The organism is Myxococcus sp. RHSTA-1-4, from assembly GCF_020037125.1.
Taxonomy (GTDB): Bacteria; Myxococcota; Myxococcia; order Myxococcales; family Myxococcaceae; genus Myxococcus.
Map to the genome: position 1 here is coordinate 415352 of NZ_JAIQDG010000003.1, position 18073 is coordinate 433424.

Consider the following 18073-nt stretch of genomic DNA (forward strand, 5'->3'; position numbering starts at 1 on the left):
GTCACCCCTTCCTCCGAGGAGCCCCGCGCGTGAGCACGAAGAACGTTCGCATCGAGAAGGACACTTTTGGCCCCATCGAGGTGCCCGCCGAGCGCCTCTGGGGCGCGCAGACCCAGCGCAGCCTCCAGAACTTCGCCATCTCCACCGAGCGCATGCCGCCCGCCCTCATCCGCGCGCTCGTCCTGGTGAAGAAGGCCGCCGCCATCGTCAACGTGGAGAACGGCACCCTCCCGCGCGAGAGGGGCGATGCCATCGTCAAGGCCGCCGACGAGGTGCTCGCCGGCCGGCACGACGCCGAGTTCCCCCTGAGCATCTGGCAGACGGGCAGCGGCACCCAGACGAACATGAACTGCAACGAGGTGCTGGCCAACCGCGCCTCGGAGCTGCTCGGCGGGGAGCGCGGCGAGGCGCGCAAAATCCATCCCAACGACGACGTCAACAAGGGGCAGAGCTCCAACGACGTCTTCCCCACCGCCATGAGCGTGGCCGCCGCCACCGCCATCGTCGAGCACGTCCTCCCCGAGCTGAAGGCCCTGCGCGACGTGCTCGCGGAGAAGTCCCGCGCCTTCAAGGACATCGTCAAGATTGGCCGCACGCACCTCCAGGACGCCACGCCGCTCACGCTGGGGCAGGAGCTCAGCGGCTACGTGGCCCAGCTGGACCATGCGCGGGGCCACCTGGAGATGGCGCTGCCCCACCTGTACGAGCTGGCCCTGGGCGGCACCGCCGTGGGCACCGGCCTCAACGCGCCCAGGGGTTACGCCGAGCGCGTGGCCCGGGAGATTGCCCACCTCACCGGCCACCCCTTCGTCACCGCGCCCAACAAGTTCGAGGCGCTCGCCGCCAATGACGCCCTCGTCCAGGCCCACGGCGCCCTCAAGGGACTGGCCGCCGTGCTCTTCAAGGTGGCCAACGACATCCGCTGGTTGTCGTCAGGGCCCCGCTCCGGCCTGGGCGAAATCACCATCCCGGAGAACGAGCCCGGCAGCTCCATCATGCCGGGCAAGGTGAACCCCACCCAGAGCGAGGCCGTCACCATGCTCTGCGCCCAGGTGATGGGCAACGACGTCGCCGTGTCCGTGGGCGGCGCGTCCGGCAACTTCGAGCTGAACGTCTTCAAGCCCCTCATCATCCACAACGTCCTTCAGAGCTGCCGGCTGCTGGCGGACGGCATGCGCAGCTTCCGCCTCAACTGCGCCGTGGGCATCGAGCCCAACATGCCGCGCATCCGGGAGAACCTGGAGCGCAGCCTGATGCTCGTCACCGCCCTCAACCCCCACATCGGCTACGACAACGCCGCGAAAATCGCCAAGAAGGCCCACAAGGAGGGGAAGACCCTCAAGCAGGCCGCCGTCGAGCTGGGCCTCCTCACCGCCGAGCAGTTCGACCAGTGGGTCCGCCCGGAGGCGATGACCGGCCAGAAGGACTGAGCCTCGCGCCCGCGGCCGGCGGGCGCGTGACGCCTCCGGCCGCCACGGCGGCGGCTTGTGCGCCAGAATCGTCAGTGTTACTGATTATCAGCAATGGTGACGAATGCTCGCAAGGGAAGGGGTGTGCTCCCCGCGTCCGGAGAAGAGGCCCCTCCACGGCCCCGGCTGGCGGAGCCGGTGCGCTCCTCGCTCGGCTTCCTGCTGAGCAAGGCCGCCTGGCAGGTGACCGAGCGCTTCGAGGCGGGCCTGGCGCCACTGGGCCTGGAGGCCCGGCATGCGGGGCTGCTGATGACCCTGGGAGAGCAGGGCGCGCTGTCCCAGCAGGTGCTCGGGACGCTTCACCGCATCGACCGCACCACCATGGTGATGCTGGTGGACACGCTGGAGCGGCTGGGCCTCGTGGAGCGCCAGAAGGACCCGGAGGACCGGCGCGCCTACCGTGTCCAGCTCACGCGAAAGGGCACCACCATGGAGGCCCGGGTGCTCCGGCTCCTGCGGGAGTCGGAGGTCAAGGCGCTCGAGCGCCTGCCCGCCGCTGAACGACAGCGGCTCCGCCAGCTGCTCCAGCAGCTCGTCGCCCTGGACGAGCCAGCCCCGAAGGAGGACTCCCGATGAACCCATCCACCAAGACGGCGGAGGCTCCGGCGCGCCGGCGTGCCCCCGCGTCCCGAGGCGAGGCGGCCCCGGGGCCCCGGTACTTCATCGGCGTCGCGTCGCGCGAGCACGTGCTGCGGGGCGTGGACGGCGGCTTCTGCCAGCTCTGCCATGGGAAGGCGGCCCCGCTGAAGCGCATGCGGCCGGGCGACTGGATTGCGTACTACTCCGGCAAGGAGTCCCTCGGCGGGGATGCGCCGTGCCAGCGCTTCACCGCCCTGGGCCGTGTGCGAGAAGGTGAGCCCTATCCCTTCGACATGGGGGATGGCTTCGTCCCGTTCCGCCGCGACGTGGACTTCCTCCCGGCCGCACGCGAGGTGGACATCCGCCCGCTGGTGCCCGGGCTGGCCTTCATTCCCGACAAGGCCCGGTGGGGCTACCCCTTCCGCCGGGGCTACCTGGAGGTGGGCCGGGAGGACTTCGCCCTCATCGCCAGGGCCATGCTCGGCCCGAAGGAGGCCGCGCGGCTGGGATTCCCGGGGGAGGGGGCCCAACCGTAGGGCAGCGCACGCTCCATGCAGAACGGGCGGGCGCGGAGGCGGCAGGAAGATTAGGGTACTGGGGCCATGAACGTCCCCTTCGTCATCGAGACCACGCACCGCGGCGAGCGGGCGTACGACCTGTACAGCCGGCTCCTCAAGGACCGCATCATCATGCTGGGCACGCCTGTCAACGACGACGTGGCCAACATCATCGTGGCCCAGCTCCTGTTCCTGGAGTCCGAGGACCCCGACAAGGGCATCAACCTCTACATCAACTCGCCCGGTGGCTCCGTGACGGCGGGCCTCGCCATCTACGACACCATGCAGTACGTGAAGTGTCCGGTGTCCACCATCTGCGTCGGGCAGGCCGCCTCCATGGGCGCGCTGCTGCTGCTGGCCGGCGCCAAGGGCAAGCGCTACGCGCTCCCCAACAGCCGCATCATGATTCACCAGCCGCTCGGCGGCGCTCAGGGCCAGGCCACGGACATCGACATCCAGGCCAAGGAAATCCTCCGCCTGCGCAGCTACATCAACGGCCTCATCGTGAAGCACACGGGCCACACCATCGAGCGCATCGAGAAGGACACGGAGCGCGACTACTTCATGAGCGCCGAGGACGCCCGGCAGTACGGGCTCATCGACGAGGTGGTGGAGAAGCAGCGCATCGTCGCCCCTGCCGCCGGGAAGTAGCGGCGCCTTGCCGCCCCCGTTCGCTTCCGGCGGGCGGGGGCCGGCGCGGCGGTACTCAGGACGCGGGCATGCGGGCCCTGGAGGCCGGCGCCGGGCGGCCGAGCAGCCGCGCGAGCAGCGCCGTCCGGGACTGGACCCCGAAGCGGCGGTAGATGGACTTCGTGTACTGGTTCACGGTGAAGCGGCTGATGCCGAGCTGCCCGGCGATTTCCTTGTCCGTGAGTCCGCGCAGGAGCAGCTCCAGCGTCTGCCGCTCGCGCGGCGCGAGCCCGGCCCTCAGGGCGTCATCTCCAGCGGGTTCCGGTGTGTCGAACATCGCTCCGCATTCGGCGTGGAACAGGTGCAGGAGCTCGCGGTCCGCGTCGTCGAACGGCCGCTCGTTGCGCTCGCGGTAGAATCCGATGCCCTGCACCACCGAGGGCTCGTCCGAGCGGCGAATCGAGTACAGCGAGTCATCGAGGTGCGCCGGTCCGAGGTGATGCTCGACGAACGGCGCGCCGTACCAGCCCCGGTCGTCCACCAGCTCCCGCCGCGTCGTGGTGACGAGGGCGGCGGGCTCGGGGTTACGGTGCATCAGCGCGCGGATGGCGGGCTGGAATGCACTGCCGGCCCGCGCGAGGAACTCCACCGTGGGGAGCGTGGTGCCGTCCCAGCCCTCCAGGACGACGGACACGAAGTCACCACGCCCGCCCGGCCCGAAGTCCCGGTCCAGCACGCAGGCGCCACAGGTCGCGCCCAGGATGCGCCGCATGCCGGAGAGCAGATGCCGGGGGCGCTCGCCCTGGCTCTCCGGGAGCTCGTGCGCCTCGTTGAGCAACCGCACCAGCGCCCGCACCTGATGACCGCGAAGATGGCTTGGTTTCATGCTCCATGATTTTAGTGAATTACTGGTTGAAAGGCTCTAGTGGGAGTTTCTCCGCGTGAAACATGTCTGGAGACACCGCGTCGTGCGACGTTCGAGGGGGTGGATCCGGCCTGGAGCCGTGAGGCCATGCAGCGCGCGGAGCGGCTCGGCGCGGTGGGCCCACCTCGCCCGGTCGGGAGTCGGCCTGGCGCCGGACGCGCTCGACGCCCCCTGAGCTCGCGGATTCCCGACGGGCCCGGGTGCAGTCCCTGCGCCGGTGGCCCGGGCAGGCGCAGGTTGTTCGTACCCGCCACGAGATTTTCTTCGCTCGCGGGTGGCACGTTCCATGCTCAAACTCGGGGTATGGCTCCGCCCCGTCCTCGTTTCGTCCTCCGCTTCCTGCTGTCTGGCGCAGTCCTGGCTGGCGCCGCGTGTGCCACCCCCCCGACGGGCAGGCAGCCGCAGCCCCCCTCGGCGTACACCGTCCAGCAGGAGCTCGGGCAGCGGGACGTCATCCAGGCGGGAGAGGAATACGCCCGGAACAACAGCCTCCTCGTGGCCGAGGCCGCCGAGGCCGTGGAGTTCCGCCCGAACTACTGGCGGGTCCGCTTCCAACTGGCGGACAAGCCGGGCCGCCTGCTGGAGCTGGAGTTCGATGAACTGGCCCGCAAGGTGACTCGCGCCCAGGAAATCGAGGTCATTCCGGGCCAGCTTCCCCCGGAGGGAGAGGGCGGGGAGGGCGGCGTGCCCGGCGCGGGCGAGGGCCGCAGCCCCGTTCCCTGACGTCAGGGCGGGCCGCCTCCGTCCTCTGCCGCGTCAGCGTTCCGTGCGCGAGTCCTCGCAGAACAACAACTCCGCCGGTGCGCCCGCGCGGCCCACCAGCACCGCCACCTGCCCGTAGGCGCGGCCGAAGCGCTCCGCCTCCGCGCGGGGCAGGCCGGGGACGAAGAGGCTCGGCTCGGACCAGCTCCCGTCCTCCGATTGGCCAATGGCGTCCGCCACCACCCAGCCTCCCGCCACCAGTTGCGACATCAGCCGGTCCTGCGCGCGCTGGTTCTCGTCCTTCCCTCGCGGAAGTGAGCCCGGGTTCCACGCCGTCAGGAAGGCCCACTCGCGATGTCCCCGCTCCGCGAGCACCGCGTCCAGTGCCGGGTGGAGCGCTCCCACGCGCAGCACCCATTCCTGGCATCCAGTCGCCGCGTGGGGCCGGATGACGTAGCGCGTCGTCCGATAGGCCTCCAGCAACCGCTGACGCTCGGGGTCGTTCATTCCCGCATTTTGACGTCCGGTGTGTGTGGTTGTCACCCGGGGGGGCGGTTCATGGGGTTTCCATGACAGGGCGAGGATGTTCAAGCCGGGCTCGGCTCCGTCGTGAGGGTGTCCACGCAGAACGCGCTCTGCGCTCCATCCTCGTCGTCGGCCAGCGCTTCACCCGCCCTCTTCACCGCCGCCTGGATTTCGTCCGCCGCGTTCTTGGGGCTGTACCCGCCGCGCTCCCGGAGCACGCTGGCCAGGTCCTCTTGCAGCGCCTGTGCGGACGGGTAGCGCTCCGCTGGTTCGCGGCGCAGCAACTCGCGGAGCACCGCCCGCGTGGGGCGACCCACGCCGTGCGTTCAGGGCACTGTCGCATCGCGGGCCTCCCCGGTCTTCGCCTGCTTCGGGTCAAGCACCTTCGCGAGCGCCGGCTCGATGAGCTGCCGCTCCCAGGGTGGAGGCGCGCCGACGGCCCCCTCCAGGCCGACAACTTCCAGGTTGAGGTATCGCTTCCGTTGGCAGAGCGGTGCTCGTCTGCGCGCCGCGGTGCTCAAGGACGAGCGCGCTGCGTACGGAGAGCAACTCGTACGAGGAGCAGAGCGAGTTGCTCGGACTCACCAACGGCTCGATGCGCGTGGTAGGATGGAGTGCAGCAGGTCCGCCTGCCGCCGGCTGGCAGCTTGACCCTGGAGAGAGTCCGTCCATGAGGCCTGCGTTCCCGTTGCTCCTGCTGGTGGCGGGCTGCGCCACCCCGTCCGCGCCTCACATGACCGCGCAGCGCGTCGCCAGAGGCCCATGGCCGGAGGTGCCCGCCGTCGAAATGCCCACGGGAGACACATCCATCCCCATCAGCCTGCTACGGGACGTGGCGGGCGCGCTCCTCAAGCTTCCCGGCGCCAAGGTGTGCGACCCGGTGACACAGCGGCCCGTCGTGGGCCTGTCCACGGAATACTGCTCGACGGTCTATGTCGCCGGAGACCGCGACTCCCTCTCCTGGCGGGTCACCGAGCCCAGCCAGGGAAACCACAACTCATGCCGCCCGTTCTTCGCGGTGGAAGACGACGACTTTCCTGCCTCGCAGGTGTGGGTCGTGGGGTACGTCCACAACCACCTCTGTGGCGCGCCTCCCTCCTCACTTGATCTCGCCGCATGGCCAACGGATGCGTTCGACGCCTATGTCGCCATGGCGGAAGTCCGCCTGATTCCGGGCAACGGGCAACCGGGCAACCCAGCTCCCGCAGCCTACAAGGACACGGGTATTGACATGGCTTCGGCGCTGGTGGCGGAGCGCCCGGACGGTACGCGCGTCTACCTGCGCTACTTTCCCACGGGCGAGGTTCAACAGTGGAGCGATGCGAGGGCCGGCTGGGTCACCCTCGCTACCTGCGCCCCACGGCAACCCGACAGCCGCAATCGCATGCTCCCGCCCCAATGCAACCCTGAACCTCTGCGGTTGTTGCGCGAGTAGGCGCCAGACATGTGTCAACGGCCAACGAGAAGAGTCTCAGACCCACGCTGGCGCCTTCGGGATGATCCCCCGCGGCTTGCTATTGCCGGACATGGTTTCGGGAGGAAGAGATGAACAAGGCGTATGCACTCGCAGCGCTCACCGCGGTGCTCTCGGGATGTTCCTTGACCGCCGCTGCCGGGAAGAGACAGATCGAGTGGCCGGGCGAAGACTCGACCCAGCTCATCGTCCCGCTTACCGAGGCGGGGGCTGCGCTCGCCGCCTCGGCCGCGATTCGAGAAATGGTGAGACAGAACCCGTATCCAGACTTGTTCTGGGGCTGTTCCAGCCCCGAGCAGGGCTTGGACGTCGTCGTCTTCAAGGACTCGACGTCGAGCTTGTATTACGTGTCGGTCGTCCAGCACTTCAATCGGTGCGGCGGCCCGCGCGTGCGTGTGCTCGACGGGTATTACGAGTACGCCGTAACCCCCCAAGGCGAGGTGGTGGCCGAAGTTCTGCTGCCGGAGAAGGCTCCAGTCCCCCCCTCTCCTCCAGGCCCTGCCCCAGCCGAGCAAACGCCGCCACCTGCAGCTCAGCTCCCAGGCACGGTAGCCGATACGTCCGCGCCGACACCAGCCCCTGCCCCTGCTCCGCCGCCCGCTGCCTCTGCCCCGTCTCCGGCTGAGCCTCACCCCGCATTGCCACCACCCGCGAGCAGGCGCATGTAATCAGTGGGCAGTCCCGAGCCAGGTCAGGGAGCAAGTAGCGCAGGTAGATGCGCGTGCCGTCCGGGCGCTCTGCCACCAGCGCCGAGGGAAACCCATGAGACCTACAGAAGAGCCAGAAAAGTTCGGCTGCGCCCCACCAGACATCTCCCACTAGAGTCGCCTCATGCGCGTCTCCTTCGTCCTTCTCTCCACGGCAGTGCCCCTGGATGGCGAGGCCATCTCTCGCAGCCACCTCGAGCTGTCTTCCGAAGCCACGCGGCTCGTTCCGGAGGAGACGCGGGAGGACGGCATCACGAGCCTGCGCCTGCAGGACGACTCGGGAGACGTCATCCTCGCGCCCGTTCCGGTCCCCATCGCGACGGGAGAGGTCGAGGCGGCAGCGGCCCTGAGCCTCGCGTCCTTCGCGTCGATGCCCGGGCTCGCGCCGCACGCCGCGCACGTCATTGTGACGTTCAGGGACGAGGCCCGGCGCGCACCGGCCGCCGAGGCGCTGGTGCTTGCCCAGGTGACGGCGGCCGTGGCGCACGCCACCGGAGCCGTCGGGGTGTACTGGGGCATGGGCCACGTGGCGCATCCCGCCGCGTTCTTCATCGACGCCGTGCGCGACCTGGACCTCCCCTTGCCCGCGCTCACCGGCCTGAGCATCGTGCGCGACGGCAAGGGCCTGAGCATCCTGAGCGTGGGGATGGAGCAGTTCGAACTGCCGAACATGCTCGTGCTCGCCGACAAGGCCCATGGCGGCGAGGCCATCAAGTTCCTTTTCGACATGCAGGGCTACGTCCTCAAGCGCGGGAAGGCGCTGCCGGATGGCGACACGGTGGGGCGCACCGCCGAGGAGCGCTTGCAGGTGCGCTACGTGCCGTCCCCCACCGACGCCTCCGCGCAGGTGGTGCGGGTGGACCTGCGCAAGCCCGGGCTCTGGGCGCGCGCCCGCCAGTTCCTGCACAGCTGAGATGCCGCGCGTCACGGTGAGGGCTTCACCCCGCCGGTGACGCGCTTCACCGTCTGGCCCGCGGGCAGGGTGTCCCCGGGCTGCACGCCGTTGATGAGGGCCAGCTCCTCCACCGGAATGGTGGAGGGGTAGCGCTCCTGGAACTGCCGCACCGTCATGGGCGCGTCCAGCTTCACCAGCTCGATGCGGGCGGGCTGCACGGCCAGCGCGGATGCGTCGGTCAGCTCGCCGAAGCTGGTGAAGGTGGCGCGGAACGTGTCGTCGTACGCCTGGAGCCGCGAGGCCTCGGTGTATGCCAATAGCTGCAGCGTGGTGCCTCCGTGCGTGAGGAAGGTGGTGACGCCGCCGATGGCGCCCTGCTCCGTCCGCGCCTGGAAGTACACGGTGCCGGGCGGGTAGCCCGTGGGCGCCGCGCTGACGGGCTGGATTCCCTGCTGCGAGAGGAACTTCCGGAGGGCCGTCTCCGGCGGGATGTCACCCGCGGGCGCCAGGCCGAGGATGGCGTCCTCGCGCGGGCTGGCGGCGAGCACCGCCTGCGTCTGGTTCTGCGTCTTCCACCCCTTGGGGAAGGTGAGCTGGAAGCGCAGGCCCGGGTGGAGGAAGACGTTGTCCCGGAAGAAGCCCTGCCGCGGGTCCTCCCCGTAGGCCATGCCCTGGAGCATGGCGAGGTATTCCTCGCGCCCCTGCTTCAGGCGGCTGACGTCCACGTTGGCCTTCGCGGCGCGCGCTCTCGCGGTCTCCACGCGCTCTCCCGGGTCGGGGTGGGTGGACAGCCAGGAGGGCAGGCCGCCGGCGCCGGCGGACTCGCTCACCCGGCCCAGGGTGGTGAAGACGTCCGCCGCCTCGCGCACGTCGTAGCCGGCCCCCAGCATGTAGCGGAAGCCCAGCTCGTCCGACTGGCGCTCGTCGTCGCGGCCGTACTTGAGGAAGAGGAGCTGGAGGCCGGCGGCGGCGAGCACTCCATACTTCGCGATGTCTTCGCTGAGCGCGCTGCCCAGCACCAGGCCGAACTGCGCGAGCTGCGCCTGGGAGAGCTGCTCCACCGAGTGCCGCGCGGTGATGTGTCCGATTTCGTGCCCCAGCACCGACGCCAGCTCCGCCTCCGAGTTGAGGTGGGTGAGCAGCCCGCGGGTGACGAAGACGGGGCCACCCGGCAGGGCGAAGGCGTTCACCACCGGGTCGTCCACCGCCTGCACCGTCCACGGCAGCTCCGGCCGCTCCGAGTTGCGCGCCATGGGCAGGCCCACGGAGGCCACGTAGTCCTGCACCTTCTTGTCATCGAGCAGGCCGATGGACTGCCGCACGTCCTGGGCGGCCTGTTTGCCCAGGGCGATTTCCTCGTCCTGGGACACGAGGGACAGCATGCGCTTGCCGGTGGCGGGGTTGCGCACACAGGCAGTCATCGCGACGAGCAGCAGGGGCAGCAGCACCCGGAGTCGTGGGGCCATGGCACCTCCCGAGAGGGTTGCACCCCGGCGGGGCCAGGCCCGGGGCCGGGTCCGGCTTAGGCCAGCGGCGCCGGGGGAGCCACGGGGGTGTAGGGCCGGGTGTCACTGCCGGACAGATGGGCGCGCGGGCCGGGCCATCTTCCGTTAGCTTCTCCATGGAGGAGGCTCTTGGATGGACTCGCTCGACGCGCGGATGGAGCGGCTGGAGCGCCGGTGCCGGCGGTGGCAGGGACTGACGTTCGCGGCGCTCGCGCTGGCCGGACTGGGGCTGGGCGCGGCGGCGCTGCGGGACACCGGGCCGTCCGGAGAGCTGGTGGCTTCGCGGCTGGTGCTCACGGACGCGAAGGGGCGGACGCGGGCCACCCTGGGGACGGACGAGGGCGGCAACGCGGGGCTCGTGCTGCGCGACGGCGAGGGCCGGCCCCGGGCGCTGCTGGGCGTGGGGGAGGACGGCTCGCCCCGGCTGCGCTTCTCCACCGCGGGAGGCGAGTCGCTGGCGGAGCTCACCGTGTACTCGGACGAGGCGCCGCGCCTGACGCTGTCCAAGCCCGGTGGCGTGGACCTGTTCGCCGTGGGGCTCCAGGTGGACGGCTCCTCGCGGCTGGAGCTGGCCGACGCGAATGGCCGGCCCCGCGCGATTCTGGGCGCGGACGAGCACGGCTCGCCCAACCTGCTGCTGGTGGACCGGCGCGGGCAGCCGCGCGTGGCGCTGCGGGTGAGTCCGTCCGACAGCGCCAGCCTGGTGGTGGAGGGGAAGGACGGCGAGGTGTTCCGCGCGCCCGGCGTGCAGTGACGCGGGGCTCCTGCCTCACAGCTTCGGCGGCACCACCTTGTAGCCGCGCTGGAGGAGCGGCGACAGGCGGTCGGTGCTGTCCCAGGCCTCCACCACCTTGCCGTCACGCATGCGGTACAGCGACTGACCGTTGAGGGTGAGCGGCTTCGGCTTGCCGGCCTCGTCCAGGTTCTTCGGGTCCGTGCCCAGGGCCTTCCAGTGCACCGCGACCAGGTCTCCATCCGCCACGACGTGGAGGATGTCGAACTTGAGGTCGGGGAACGCCTGGAAGCTGGCCTCCGCCTGCTGGCGCACGAGGGCGGGGCCGGTGACGCCGGAGGGCGCGTCCTGCGAGTGGTCCACGAAGTCCTCGGCGATGAACTCGGGGATGCGGTCCAGCTTGCGCAGGTTGTAGAGCTCCTCGGTGAGCATCCTCGCCCGCTGCCGGTTCTGCTCCTCCAGCGCGGCGGCGCGCTCCACCGGAGACACGGTGGCGCAGGCGGACACCCCCAGGACGCACAGCAACATCGTCACGTGTCGTGTCATGGCGCGGGCAGTCTGCTCACGCCTCCCCGGCCCGTCAGCGCCCCCGGCCCGCAACCGTTCACCTCATGGCGCCAGCCGGCCCGCGCGGTGGGCGCCGTGTTGGGTGTTCCGCACAGCCTCCCGCGTGGGCCGGTCCTTCCCTGGTTGCGGCCCGGATGCGATAAGCGGGACCGTCATGTCTCAACTCGAGAAGCTGACCATCAAGGGCTTCAAGTCGATCCGGTCGCTGGAGGGGCTGGAGCTCCGTCGGCTCAACGTCCTCATCGGCGCGAACAGCGCGGGCAAGAGCAACTTCATCGCGTTCTTCCGGCTGTTGAACGAGCTCATCGAGGGACGGCTTCAGCTCCATGTGGCCCAGCGAGGGGGGCCCGATGCGTTGCTTCACTACGGGCGGCGGACGACGCAGCGTCTGGACGCCGAACTCTATTTTGGCCAGAACGGCTACCTCTTCAGCCTTGTTCCCACGGTGGATAACCGGCTGATTTTCTACAACGAGCTGTTCCGGTTCACTGGCGGAAAGGTGCCCGTCGCGGACTCCTTGGGAACAGCGCATGCTGAGAGCCATGCGCCGAGCCTTCAAAGCAAGGTGCCTGAATACTACTCCGCCATTGTTCCGGCCATTCAGGCTTGGCGGGTGTACCACTTCCACGACACGAGCGACGCGGCGAACGTCAAGCGGGTGGGAGCACTCAACGACAACCTCTTCTTGAGGTCCGACGCGGGCAACCTGGCTGCTTTCCTCTATCGACTGCAAGTTCAGCATCGGGCCGAGTACGAGCGCATCCGTGATGCGGTCCGGCTGATGACGCCCACCTTCGATGACTTCATGCTGCGCCCCTCGCCGCTGGCCCCCAACTCCATCGAATTGGAGTGGCGCGAGCTGGGCTCGGACTTCCCGTTCCTGGCGCACCAGCTCTCGGATGGCACGTTGCGCTTCATCTGCCTCGCGACGCTGCTGCTCCAGCCGGAGCTGCCCTCCACCATCCTCATCGACGAGCCCGAGCTGGGCCTGCACCCCTACGCCATCAACGTCCTGGCCTCCCTTCTGCGGAGCGCCTCGACCCGGACCCAGCTCATCCTCGCCACCCAGTCCGTCACCCTCATCGACCTGTTGGAACTGGAGGACCTGATTGTCGTGGAGCGTCGCGACGGGCAGTCGGTCTTCAATCGGCTCTCCTCCTCGGAGTTCGCGCAGTGGATGGACGAGTACAGCCTGGGCGAGCTGTGGATGAAGAACGTCCTGGGCGGGAGGCCCTCCCGGTGATTCGGCTGAACATCATCGTCGAGGGGCAGACCGAGGAGACCTTCGTGCGCGACCTGCTCGCCCCTCACCTGGGCGAACGGCAGGTCTTCGTCTCCGCGCGGTGTGTCGAAACGGGACGTCGCAAACAGCGAATCTTCCGGGGTGGACTCGTCAGCTATGCCAAGGCCCGGCAGGACATCCTGAGATGGCTCGCTCAGGACCCGCAGGCGCTCGTCTCCACCATGTTCGACTGCTACGCCCTGCCCGAGGACTTCCCTCGTCCCCAGACGCCGCGTGGAAGCGCCAGCATCATGGAGTGGGTCGCGAGGCTGGAGGCGGCGCTCGCCGCCGACATCGGAGACTCCCGCTTCCTGCCATACCTCCAGGTTCACGAGTTCGAGGCGCTCCTGTTCAGCGACGTGGCGGCGACGGGCCAAGTCCTCGGCGCCAGCCCTCCGCAGCTTCAGCGACTCCAGGAGGTTCGTGGCGCGTTCGAGACTCCCGAGCACATCAACGATTCACCAGAGACCGCCCCGTCCAAGCGGCTCATCCAGCTCTTTCCCAGGTACGACAAGACGTTCTTCGGGCCCACGGCGGTGAGCCGTATCGGCCTGGAGTCCGTTCGTCGCGAGTGCCCTCACTTCGCGAGCTGGCTCACGAAGCTGGAGCGACTGTCCACGCAGCCCGAGGAGGGTGAAGCGACCGGAGGGTGAGCTCCGGTCGCGCTGCTCACGGCGCCAGCCGGCCCAATCCAATGGGCGCCGCGAGGCAGGTATCCGGAATCCCGAACGCGTCCACCAGCGCCACCGCGTCCGGGCGGACCTCCTCGCACAGCCGCTCCACCTCCTTGCGGATGGCCCTCGCCTTGGAGCCCTCCAGCAGCCCGTGCTCCAGGAACCAGCCGCTCGCGGACTCCAGGCAGGACAGGCCGTAGAGGTCGCACAGCCGCCCCAGCACCGTCTTCAGGCCCGGGTCCTTCACCGCCGCCACGCCATGGAGGAACTGCTCCAGCACCAGCCGCTCCACGTGTGCGTGCGCCAGCGCGAGCAGGTGCTCCTGGCATTGGTTGAACGCCTCGAACGCCTCCACCCCCGCGCTCAGCCGCTTGCGCAGCCGCCGTGACACCGAGGCCAGCAGGTCCTCCTCGCGGTAGCGCAGCGCCCGGAGCTGGAAGTCGCCGTCGCGCAGGTGGTCGCTGTCCGTGCGCCGCGCCGCGAAGGGGTTCCGGTCCACCACCATCTCCGCGGTCCGGTCCGTCAGCAGCTTCAGCACCGCGAAGACGCGGTCGTCCTCGAAGCGCTGCCGGTAGCCCGTCAAGAGGCCCTTGGCCACCAGCTGCATCAGCACCGTGTTGTCGCCCTCGAAGGTGGTGAACACGTCCGTGTCCGCCTTCAGCGCCGGCAGCCGGTTGGCCTCCAGGTACCCCTGGCCGCCGCACGCCTCGCGCGCCTCCTGGAGCAGCGCCGTGGTGTGCCACGTGGCGTACGCCTTCAGTCCCGCCGCCAGCGCCTCCACCTCGCGCGCGTCCTCGTCGGTGCGCTTCACGTACCGCTCCACCAGGTACTCCAGCGCGAAGTCCAGCGCGTACGTCTTCGCCAGCGGCTTCAGCAGCCGGAGCTGGTGCGTCTGGTGGTCCAGCAGCCGCACCTCCTGCGCGCCCACGGGGCCGAACTGGCGCCGCAGGTCCGCGTAGCGCACGGCAATCGTCAGCCCGCTCTTGGCCGCGCTCAACGCCGCGCACGCCACGCTCACCCGGCCCGCCACCAGCGTGCCCAGCATGGTGAAGAAGCGCTTCGAGTCACCGGGAATGTCGCTGGTGTACTCGCCCTTCGCGTCCACGCGCCCGAAGCGGTCCAGCAGGTTCTCCCGGGGCACCCGCACGTGGTCGAACCAGAGGCGGCCGTTGTCCACGCCGTTGAGCCCCATCTTCTCGCCGCAGTCCTCGATTCGCACCCCGGGCAGCACCCGGCCCTCCGCGTCGCGCAGCGGGACCAGCAGCGCGTGCACGCCCATCGCCTTGCCGCCCACCTCGAGCTGCGCGAAGACCGTGGCCATGCGCCCGTGACGCGCGGCGTTGCCAATCCACTCCTTGCGCGCCCCGTCGGACGGCGTGTGCACCACGAACTCGCCGGCCTCCGCGTCGTAGCGCGCCACCGTCTCCACGTCCCGCACGTTGGAGCCGTGCCGCAGCTCGGTCATGGCGAAGCAGCCGGGCAGCTCCAGCGAGGCCACCTTCGGCAGGTACTCGCGGTGGTGCCGCTCCGTGCCGAGGAAGAGGATGCTCGCGCCGAAGAGGCCGAAGTGGACGCCCGCCTTCACCACGAGGCTCAGGTCGAAGAAGGCCAGCGTCTCGAAGGCGGCGATGAAGGCCCCCAGGTCCGCGCCCGTCTCGTTGCCCACCGGGAAGGCGATGCGGCCCAGGCCCTGGTCCGCCAGCGCCTTCAGCCATGCGAAGACCTGGTCGCGGTACGTGTCCGTGTCTCGCGTGGACGTGTAGCGGAAGGCCGGGTCCGAGAGCCACGCGCGCACCTGGTTGCGTGCCTGCGGGTACTTGCGGTCCAGCACCGCGCGCAGCGCCTCCGGGTCGAACGCGGTGGTCTCCGTGGGGCCATGGCGCGCCGGCGCGGGCACGGCGTCGGGCACCAGCGAGCGCACCGCCTCCCTGCCGGAGACGCCCAGCGTCTCCTCGAGCTGCGCCAGGGCGCGCGCCAGCTCCGGCAGGGGCGCGGGCAGTCCCTCCTTCCCGGCTACCTGCGCGAGCTGTGCACCCAGCTCCGCGAGGCTCTGGTGTCCGCTATGGGACAGCTGCTCGGCGGCGCCGCGGATGTGGTCGCGCAGGACGGCCAGCTCGCCGGGGCTGGGTGGCAGCACCGGGTCCAGCCACCGGGCGAGCACGATGTTGGAGCGCAGGTCCAGCCACGGCTGCTGGCGGGCCGCCTCGCCGAGGGCACGAAGCTCCTCGGCGGTCAGCTCGCCGTCCGTCCAGGCCACGTACAGCATGGGCACCAGCGGCGCGAGGCGGGGCAGCGACAGCAGCTCTTGGGCCGTCGGACGGCCTTCATCCACCAGCATGGTCGGCTCTCCAGGAGGCAGGGGAACGAGCGCAGTGTGGCCAGCCCGGCGCTCCACGGCAATGGGAGAACATGCCCCGCCGATGAGCAGGCGAGGGAGTGTGCGTTGCCCGGGGCGGGGAAGCGTCCCCACGTTGCCGTGCATGGACGAACCGCAGGAACTGGAGGAGCTGCTGCCACAGGCCGGCGCACACTTCCTCGATAGCGACCGCGAGCGGGCCCGGCACGAGATGCGGGGGCCCTTCATGCTGCCGCCCGGGCCCACGGGCCTCTCCTTCGCGCTCTACCAGTCCGTCGGCGTGGGGCTGATGCCGGGGCACCGGCTGGAGTTGCTGGAAAACAGCACTGTCTTCGACCGCATGGTGGAGGACATCCGCGACGCGAAGCGGAGCGTCCACATCCTCGTCTACATCTGGCGGCCTTCCCGCGTGTCGGACCGCATCGTCGAGGCGCTGGTGGAGCGGGCGCGCGCGGGCGTGCAGTGCCGCGTGGTGGTGGACCCGGTGGGCAGCGAGGAGGTCCGCGGCAACAAGGACTTCGACCTCCAGGTGGAGAAGGTCCTCGCCGAGGCCGGTGTGGAGGTGCACTACTACCGGCTGCTCGCGGGCAAGGTGCTGGGCCGGCTGCTGGGGCGCACGCACAACAAGATTGTCGTCGTCGACGGGCGCATCGGCTACACGGGCGGCTTCGGCATCTACAAGACGTGGGAGGGCGGCGGCCTGAAGCCGGAGGAGTGGCGCGACACCAGCGTGCGCGTCGAGGGCCCCGAGGTGCTCCGCATGCAGCTCTCCTTCTCCCGGCACTGGCAGGAGTCCGGCGGAGGGCTGCTGCCGCCGAGCGCCTTCCCCGAGCCCGGCGAGGGCGACACGTCGGCGCCTTCGAGCGTGGGCTTCGTGGACAGCGCGGGCAAGCTGGGCATCACCGACGCCGAGCGCATGGTGCGCCTGGTCATCGCCGCCGCGCGGGAGCGGCTCTGGATTGCCAACGCGTACTTCACGCCGCCCAACGCGATTCTGGAGCAGCTCGAGGAGAAGCTCGGCCAGGGCGTGGAGGTCCGCATCCTGGTGCCGGGCCCCATCCACGATGTGCCCATCATCCGCGCGTCGCAGCGCTCCACCTACGCGCGGCTGCTCGCCGCGGGGGCGCGCATCTACGAGTACCAGCCGTCGATGATGCACGCGAAGACGATGCTCGTGGACGACTGGCTCGCCGTGGTGGGCTCCACCAACCTGGACTCGCTGTCGCTCAACAAGCTGGGCGAGGGCTCGCTCGTGATTCATGACGAGGCGTTCGTCCGGAAGCTGCAGCGGTGCTGGGCGAAGGACCTGCGGCACTCGAAGGAAGTCACGTTGCGGAACGGGGGCCGCACCAACCCGTGGCGGCGCGCGGCCCGGCGGGCCACGCAGCTCGTGGGCCGGGACAGGTAGGCCGCGCTCCTTCAGCGCGACTCCGTCACGCCCACCTGCCGGCAGTACCGGAGCACCGGGCACGTGGAGCACTTCGGCCGCGAGCCCGTGCACACGTGCTTGCCGAAGGGCACCAGCAGCCGGTTGATTTCCACCCAGTACGCGCGGGGGAGTTGTGCCTCCAGCGCCTCCAGCGTGGCCTCCGGGGTGCGCGCGCGCACGTAGCCCCACCGGTTCGTCACCCGGTGCACGTGGATGTCCACGCTGATGGCCTCGTGCCCGCAGGCGATGCCCAGCGCCAGGTGCGCGCACTTGGGGCCCACGCCCTTGAAGGACTGGAGCACCTGGGCATCGCACGGGAGCTTCCCTCCGAACTCGTCGCGTGTGCGCACGGCGATGGCGTGAAGCTGCCGTGACTTGGGTTCGTGGAAGGTGACGGGGCGGATGACTTCGTCAATCTCCTCCGGCGTCAGCCGGGCCATGGCCTCGGGCGTCGAGGCGCGCCCCAGCAGTGCGAGCGAGACCGGCAGGCTCACCTCGTCCATCGTGCGGATGGAGAGGATGCAGGCCACGAGCTGCTCGAAGAGCGAGTCATGGCCGCGCGCCGCCAGCGCGAACATGGCCGCGTCCGCGAAGTGGCGCACCTCCTCGCGGATGCGGCCCAGCACCTCGTTGATGTCGAAGGGGGCCTTGTCCGGGCGGGGCGGCGGCTCGGCCACCACCCCCGGTGCCGGAGTCAGCGCCGGCTCCGGGGGCTCGCGGGCCGTCCTCGCGCTCACGTGCGCGGGGGCTCGCCGGCTAGACGTCCTGGGTTTCCGGGCCGAGCTCATCCGAGCGCTTTTCGCCACGCTTGTTCGGGCCGCCGTGGGTGCCGAAGTCCCCCGCGTTGCGGCTCGCGGGGTAGACGTCCGTGTCGTCCCGGCGCTCGCGGCCCTGGCCCGACACGTCACCGGAGTCCGCCTTGCGAGGCTGGCTCTCCGGCTCGTCCCTCGTGCCCATCCTGCCCTGGCCCTTGTCCTGCTTCTTCGCCATGGTTCGCCTCCTGTCCCGGAAGGATGGGGACGGCGGCGCTGCACGGCCCGGGCTTGCTCCCGGGGCCGCCGGGA

The 18073-nt window shown here is 70.1% G+C and carries 20 protein-coding genes; 11 read left to right on the forward strand and 9 right to left on the reverse strand.

Annotation, left to right across the window (positions count from 1 at the left end; all coding sequences use genetic code 11):
• Positions 1–29: 29 nt before the first annotated feature.
• The 4 genes from fumC to clpP all read left to right on the forward strand — a co-directional run bounded on the left by fumC (position 30) and on the right by clpP (position 3256).
• On the forward strand, positions 30–1430 hold the full coding sequence (gene fumC, locus K8638_RS07485) for a class II fumarate hydratase (protein WP_223753735.1): 1401 nt from the start codon (positions 30–32) through the stop codon (positions 1428–1430).
• 123 nt (positions 1431–1553) lie between these two features.
• A complete protein-coding gene (locus K8638_RS07490) occupies positions 1554–2045 on the forward strand; it encodes a MarR family transcriptional regulator (RefSeq protein WP_223753736.1) in 492 nt (163 codons plus the stop codon).
• Complete coding sequence (locus K8638_RS07495) at positions 2042–2584, forward strand: EVE domain-containing protein (protein WP_223753737.1); 543 nt, start codon at positions 2042–2044, stop codon at positions 2582–2584. Before K8638_RS07490 ends, K8638_RS07495 begins: the two co-directional genes overlap by 4 nt.
• 66 nt (positions 2585–2650) lie before the next feature.
• Entirely contained in the window at positions 2651–3256 is a 606-nt protein-coding gene (gene clpP / locus K8638_RS07500; protein WP_223753738.1) for an ATP-dependent Clp endopeptidase proteolytic subunit ClpP, read from the forward strand.
• A 55-nt stretch (positions 3257–3311) separates the two neighbouring features.
• Here the strand turns inward: clpP and K8638_RS07505 are convergent, their stop codons facing one another.
• Positions 3312–4121, reverse strand: a complete 810-nt coding sequence (locus K8638_RS07505; RefSeq protein WP_223753739.1) for a LuxR C-terminal-related transcriptional regulator — start codon at positions 4119–4121, stop codon at positions 3312–3314.
• A gap of 342 nt (positions 4122–4463) precedes the next feature.
• On the opposite strand from K8638_RS07505, the gene K8638_RS07510 reads away from it, so the two are divergent.
• Positions 4464–4883 carry a hypothetical protein gene (locus K8638_RS07510; protein ID WP_223753740.1) on the forward strand — a complete coding sequence of 140 codons (420 nt, stop codon included), beginning with the start codon at positions 4464–4466 and terminating at the stop codon, positions 4881–4883.
• A 33-nt stretch (positions 4884–4916) separates the two neighbouring features.
• Here the strand turns inward: K8638_RS07510 and K8638_RS07515 are convergent, their stop codons facing one another.
• From K8638_RS07515 to K8638_RS07525, 3 genes are all read right to left on the reverse strand, one after another.
• Positions 4917–5369 carry a DUF3293 domain-containing protein gene (locus K8638_RS07515; protein ID WP_223753741.1) on the reverse strand — a complete coding sequence of 151 codons (453 nt, stop codon included), beginning with the start codon at positions 5367–5369 and terminating at the stop codon, positions 4917–4919.
• 80 nt (positions 5370–5449) lie between these two features.
• Entirely contained in the window at positions 5450–5704 is a 255-nt protein-coding gene (locus K8638_RS07520; RefSeq protein WP_223753742.1) for a hypothetical protein, read from the reverse strand.
• 9 nt (positions 5705–5713) lie between these two features.
• Positions 5714–5908, reverse strand: a complete 195-nt coding sequence (locus K8638_RS07525) for a hypothetical protein (RefSeq protein ID WP_223753743.1) — start codon at positions 5906–5908, stop codon at positions 5714–5716.
• A 149-nt stretch (positions 5909–6057) separates the two neighbouring features.
• Here K8638_RS07525 and K8638_RS07530 point away from each other — a divergent pair, with 149 nt between their 5' ends.
• Together K8638_RS07530 and K8638_RS07535 are read left to right on the forward strand one after the other, a co-directional pair.
• Complete coding sequence (locus K8638_RS07530; RefSeq protein ID WP_223753744.1) at positions 6058–6822, forward strand: hypothetical protein; 765 nt, start codon at positions 6058–6060, stop codon at positions 6820–6822.
• Between the two features lie 870 nt (positions 6823–7692).
• Complete coding sequence (locus K8638_RS07535) at positions 7693–8481, forward strand: DUF4261 domain-containing protein (protein WP_223753745.1); 789 nt, start codon at positions 7693–7695, stop codon at positions 8479–8481.
• Positions 8482–8492: 11 nt separating this feature from the next.
• Here K8638_RS07535 and K8638_RS07540 read toward each other — a convergent pair whose 3' ends face one another.
• Entirely contained in the window at positions 8493–9929 is a 1437-nt protein-coding gene (locus K8638_RS07540) for a M48 family metalloprotease (protein WP_223753746.1), read from the reverse strand.
• A gap of 172 nt (positions 9930–10101) precedes the next feature.
• Between K8638_RS07540 and K8638_RS07545 the strand changes: the two genes are divergently transcribed.
• Positions 10102–10722, forward strand: coding sequence for a hypothetical protein (locus K8638_RS07545; RefSeq protein WP_223753747.1), 621 nt, complete (start codon positions 10102–10104; stop codon positions 10720–10722).
• A 15-nt stretch (positions 10723–10737) separates the two neighbouring features.
• Here K8638_RS07545 and K8638_RS07550 read toward each other — a convergent pair whose 3' ends face one another.
• Positions 10738–11247, reverse strand: a complete 510-nt coding sequence (locus K8638_RS07550) for an ester cyclase (protein WP_223753748.1) — start codon at positions 11245–11247, stop codon at positions 10738–10740.
• Between the two features lie 175 nt (positions 11248–11422).
• Between K8638_RS07550 and K8638_RS07555 the strand changes: the two genes are divergently transcribed.
• The gene (locus K8638_RS07555) at positions 11423–12511 is read left to right on the forward strand and encodes an AAA family ATPase (protein WP_223753749.1); all 1089 of its coding nucleotides are present in this window, start codon (positions 11423–11425) and stop codon (positions 12509–12511) included.
• Positions 12508–13203, forward strand: a complete 696-nt coding sequence (locus K8638_RS07560; RefSeq protein WP_223753750.1) for a DUF4276 family protein — start codon at positions 12508–12510, stop codon at positions 13201–13203. The genes K8638_RS07555 and K8638_RS07560 overlap by 4 nt, the downstream gene beginning before the upstream one ends.
• Before the next feature lie 16 nt (positions 13204–13219).
• On the opposite strand, the gene K8638_RS07565 is transcribed toward K8638_RS07560, so the two are convergent.
• Positions 13220–15559, reverse strand: coding sequence for an acyl-CoA dehydrogenase (locus K8638_RS07565; protein WP_370643930.1), 2340 nt, complete (start codon positions 15557–15559; stop codon positions 13220–13222).
• Between the two features lie 145 nt (positions 15560–15704).
• Between K8638_RS07565 and K8638_RS07570 the strand changes: the two genes are divergently transcribed.
• Positions 15705–16988: a phosphatidylserine/phosphatidylglycerophosphate/cardiolipin synthase family protein gene (locus tag K8638_RS07570; RefSeq protein WP_223753752.1), complete on the forward strand. Its 1284-nt coding sequence runs from the start codon at positions 15705–15707 to the stop codon at positions 16986–16988.
• Between the two features lie 11 nt (positions 16989–16999).
• On the opposite strand, the gene nth is transcribed toward K8638_RS07570, so the two are convergent.
• Both nth and K8638_RS07580 read right to left on the reverse strand, forming a co-directional pair.
• Positions 17000–17746, reverse strand: coding sequence for an endonuclease III (nth, locus tag K8638_RS07575; RefSeq protein ID WP_370643929.1), 747 nt, complete (start codon positions 17744–17746; stop codon positions 17000–17002).
• A gap of 19 nt (positions 17747–17765) precedes the next feature.
• The gene (locus K8638_RS07580) at positions 17766–17999 is read right to left on the reverse strand and encodes a hypothetical protein (protein ID WP_223753753.1); all 234 of its coding nucleotides are present in this window, start codon (positions 17997–17999) and stop codon (positions 17766–17768) included.
• Between the last annotated feature and the right edge of the window lie 74 nt (positions 18000–18073).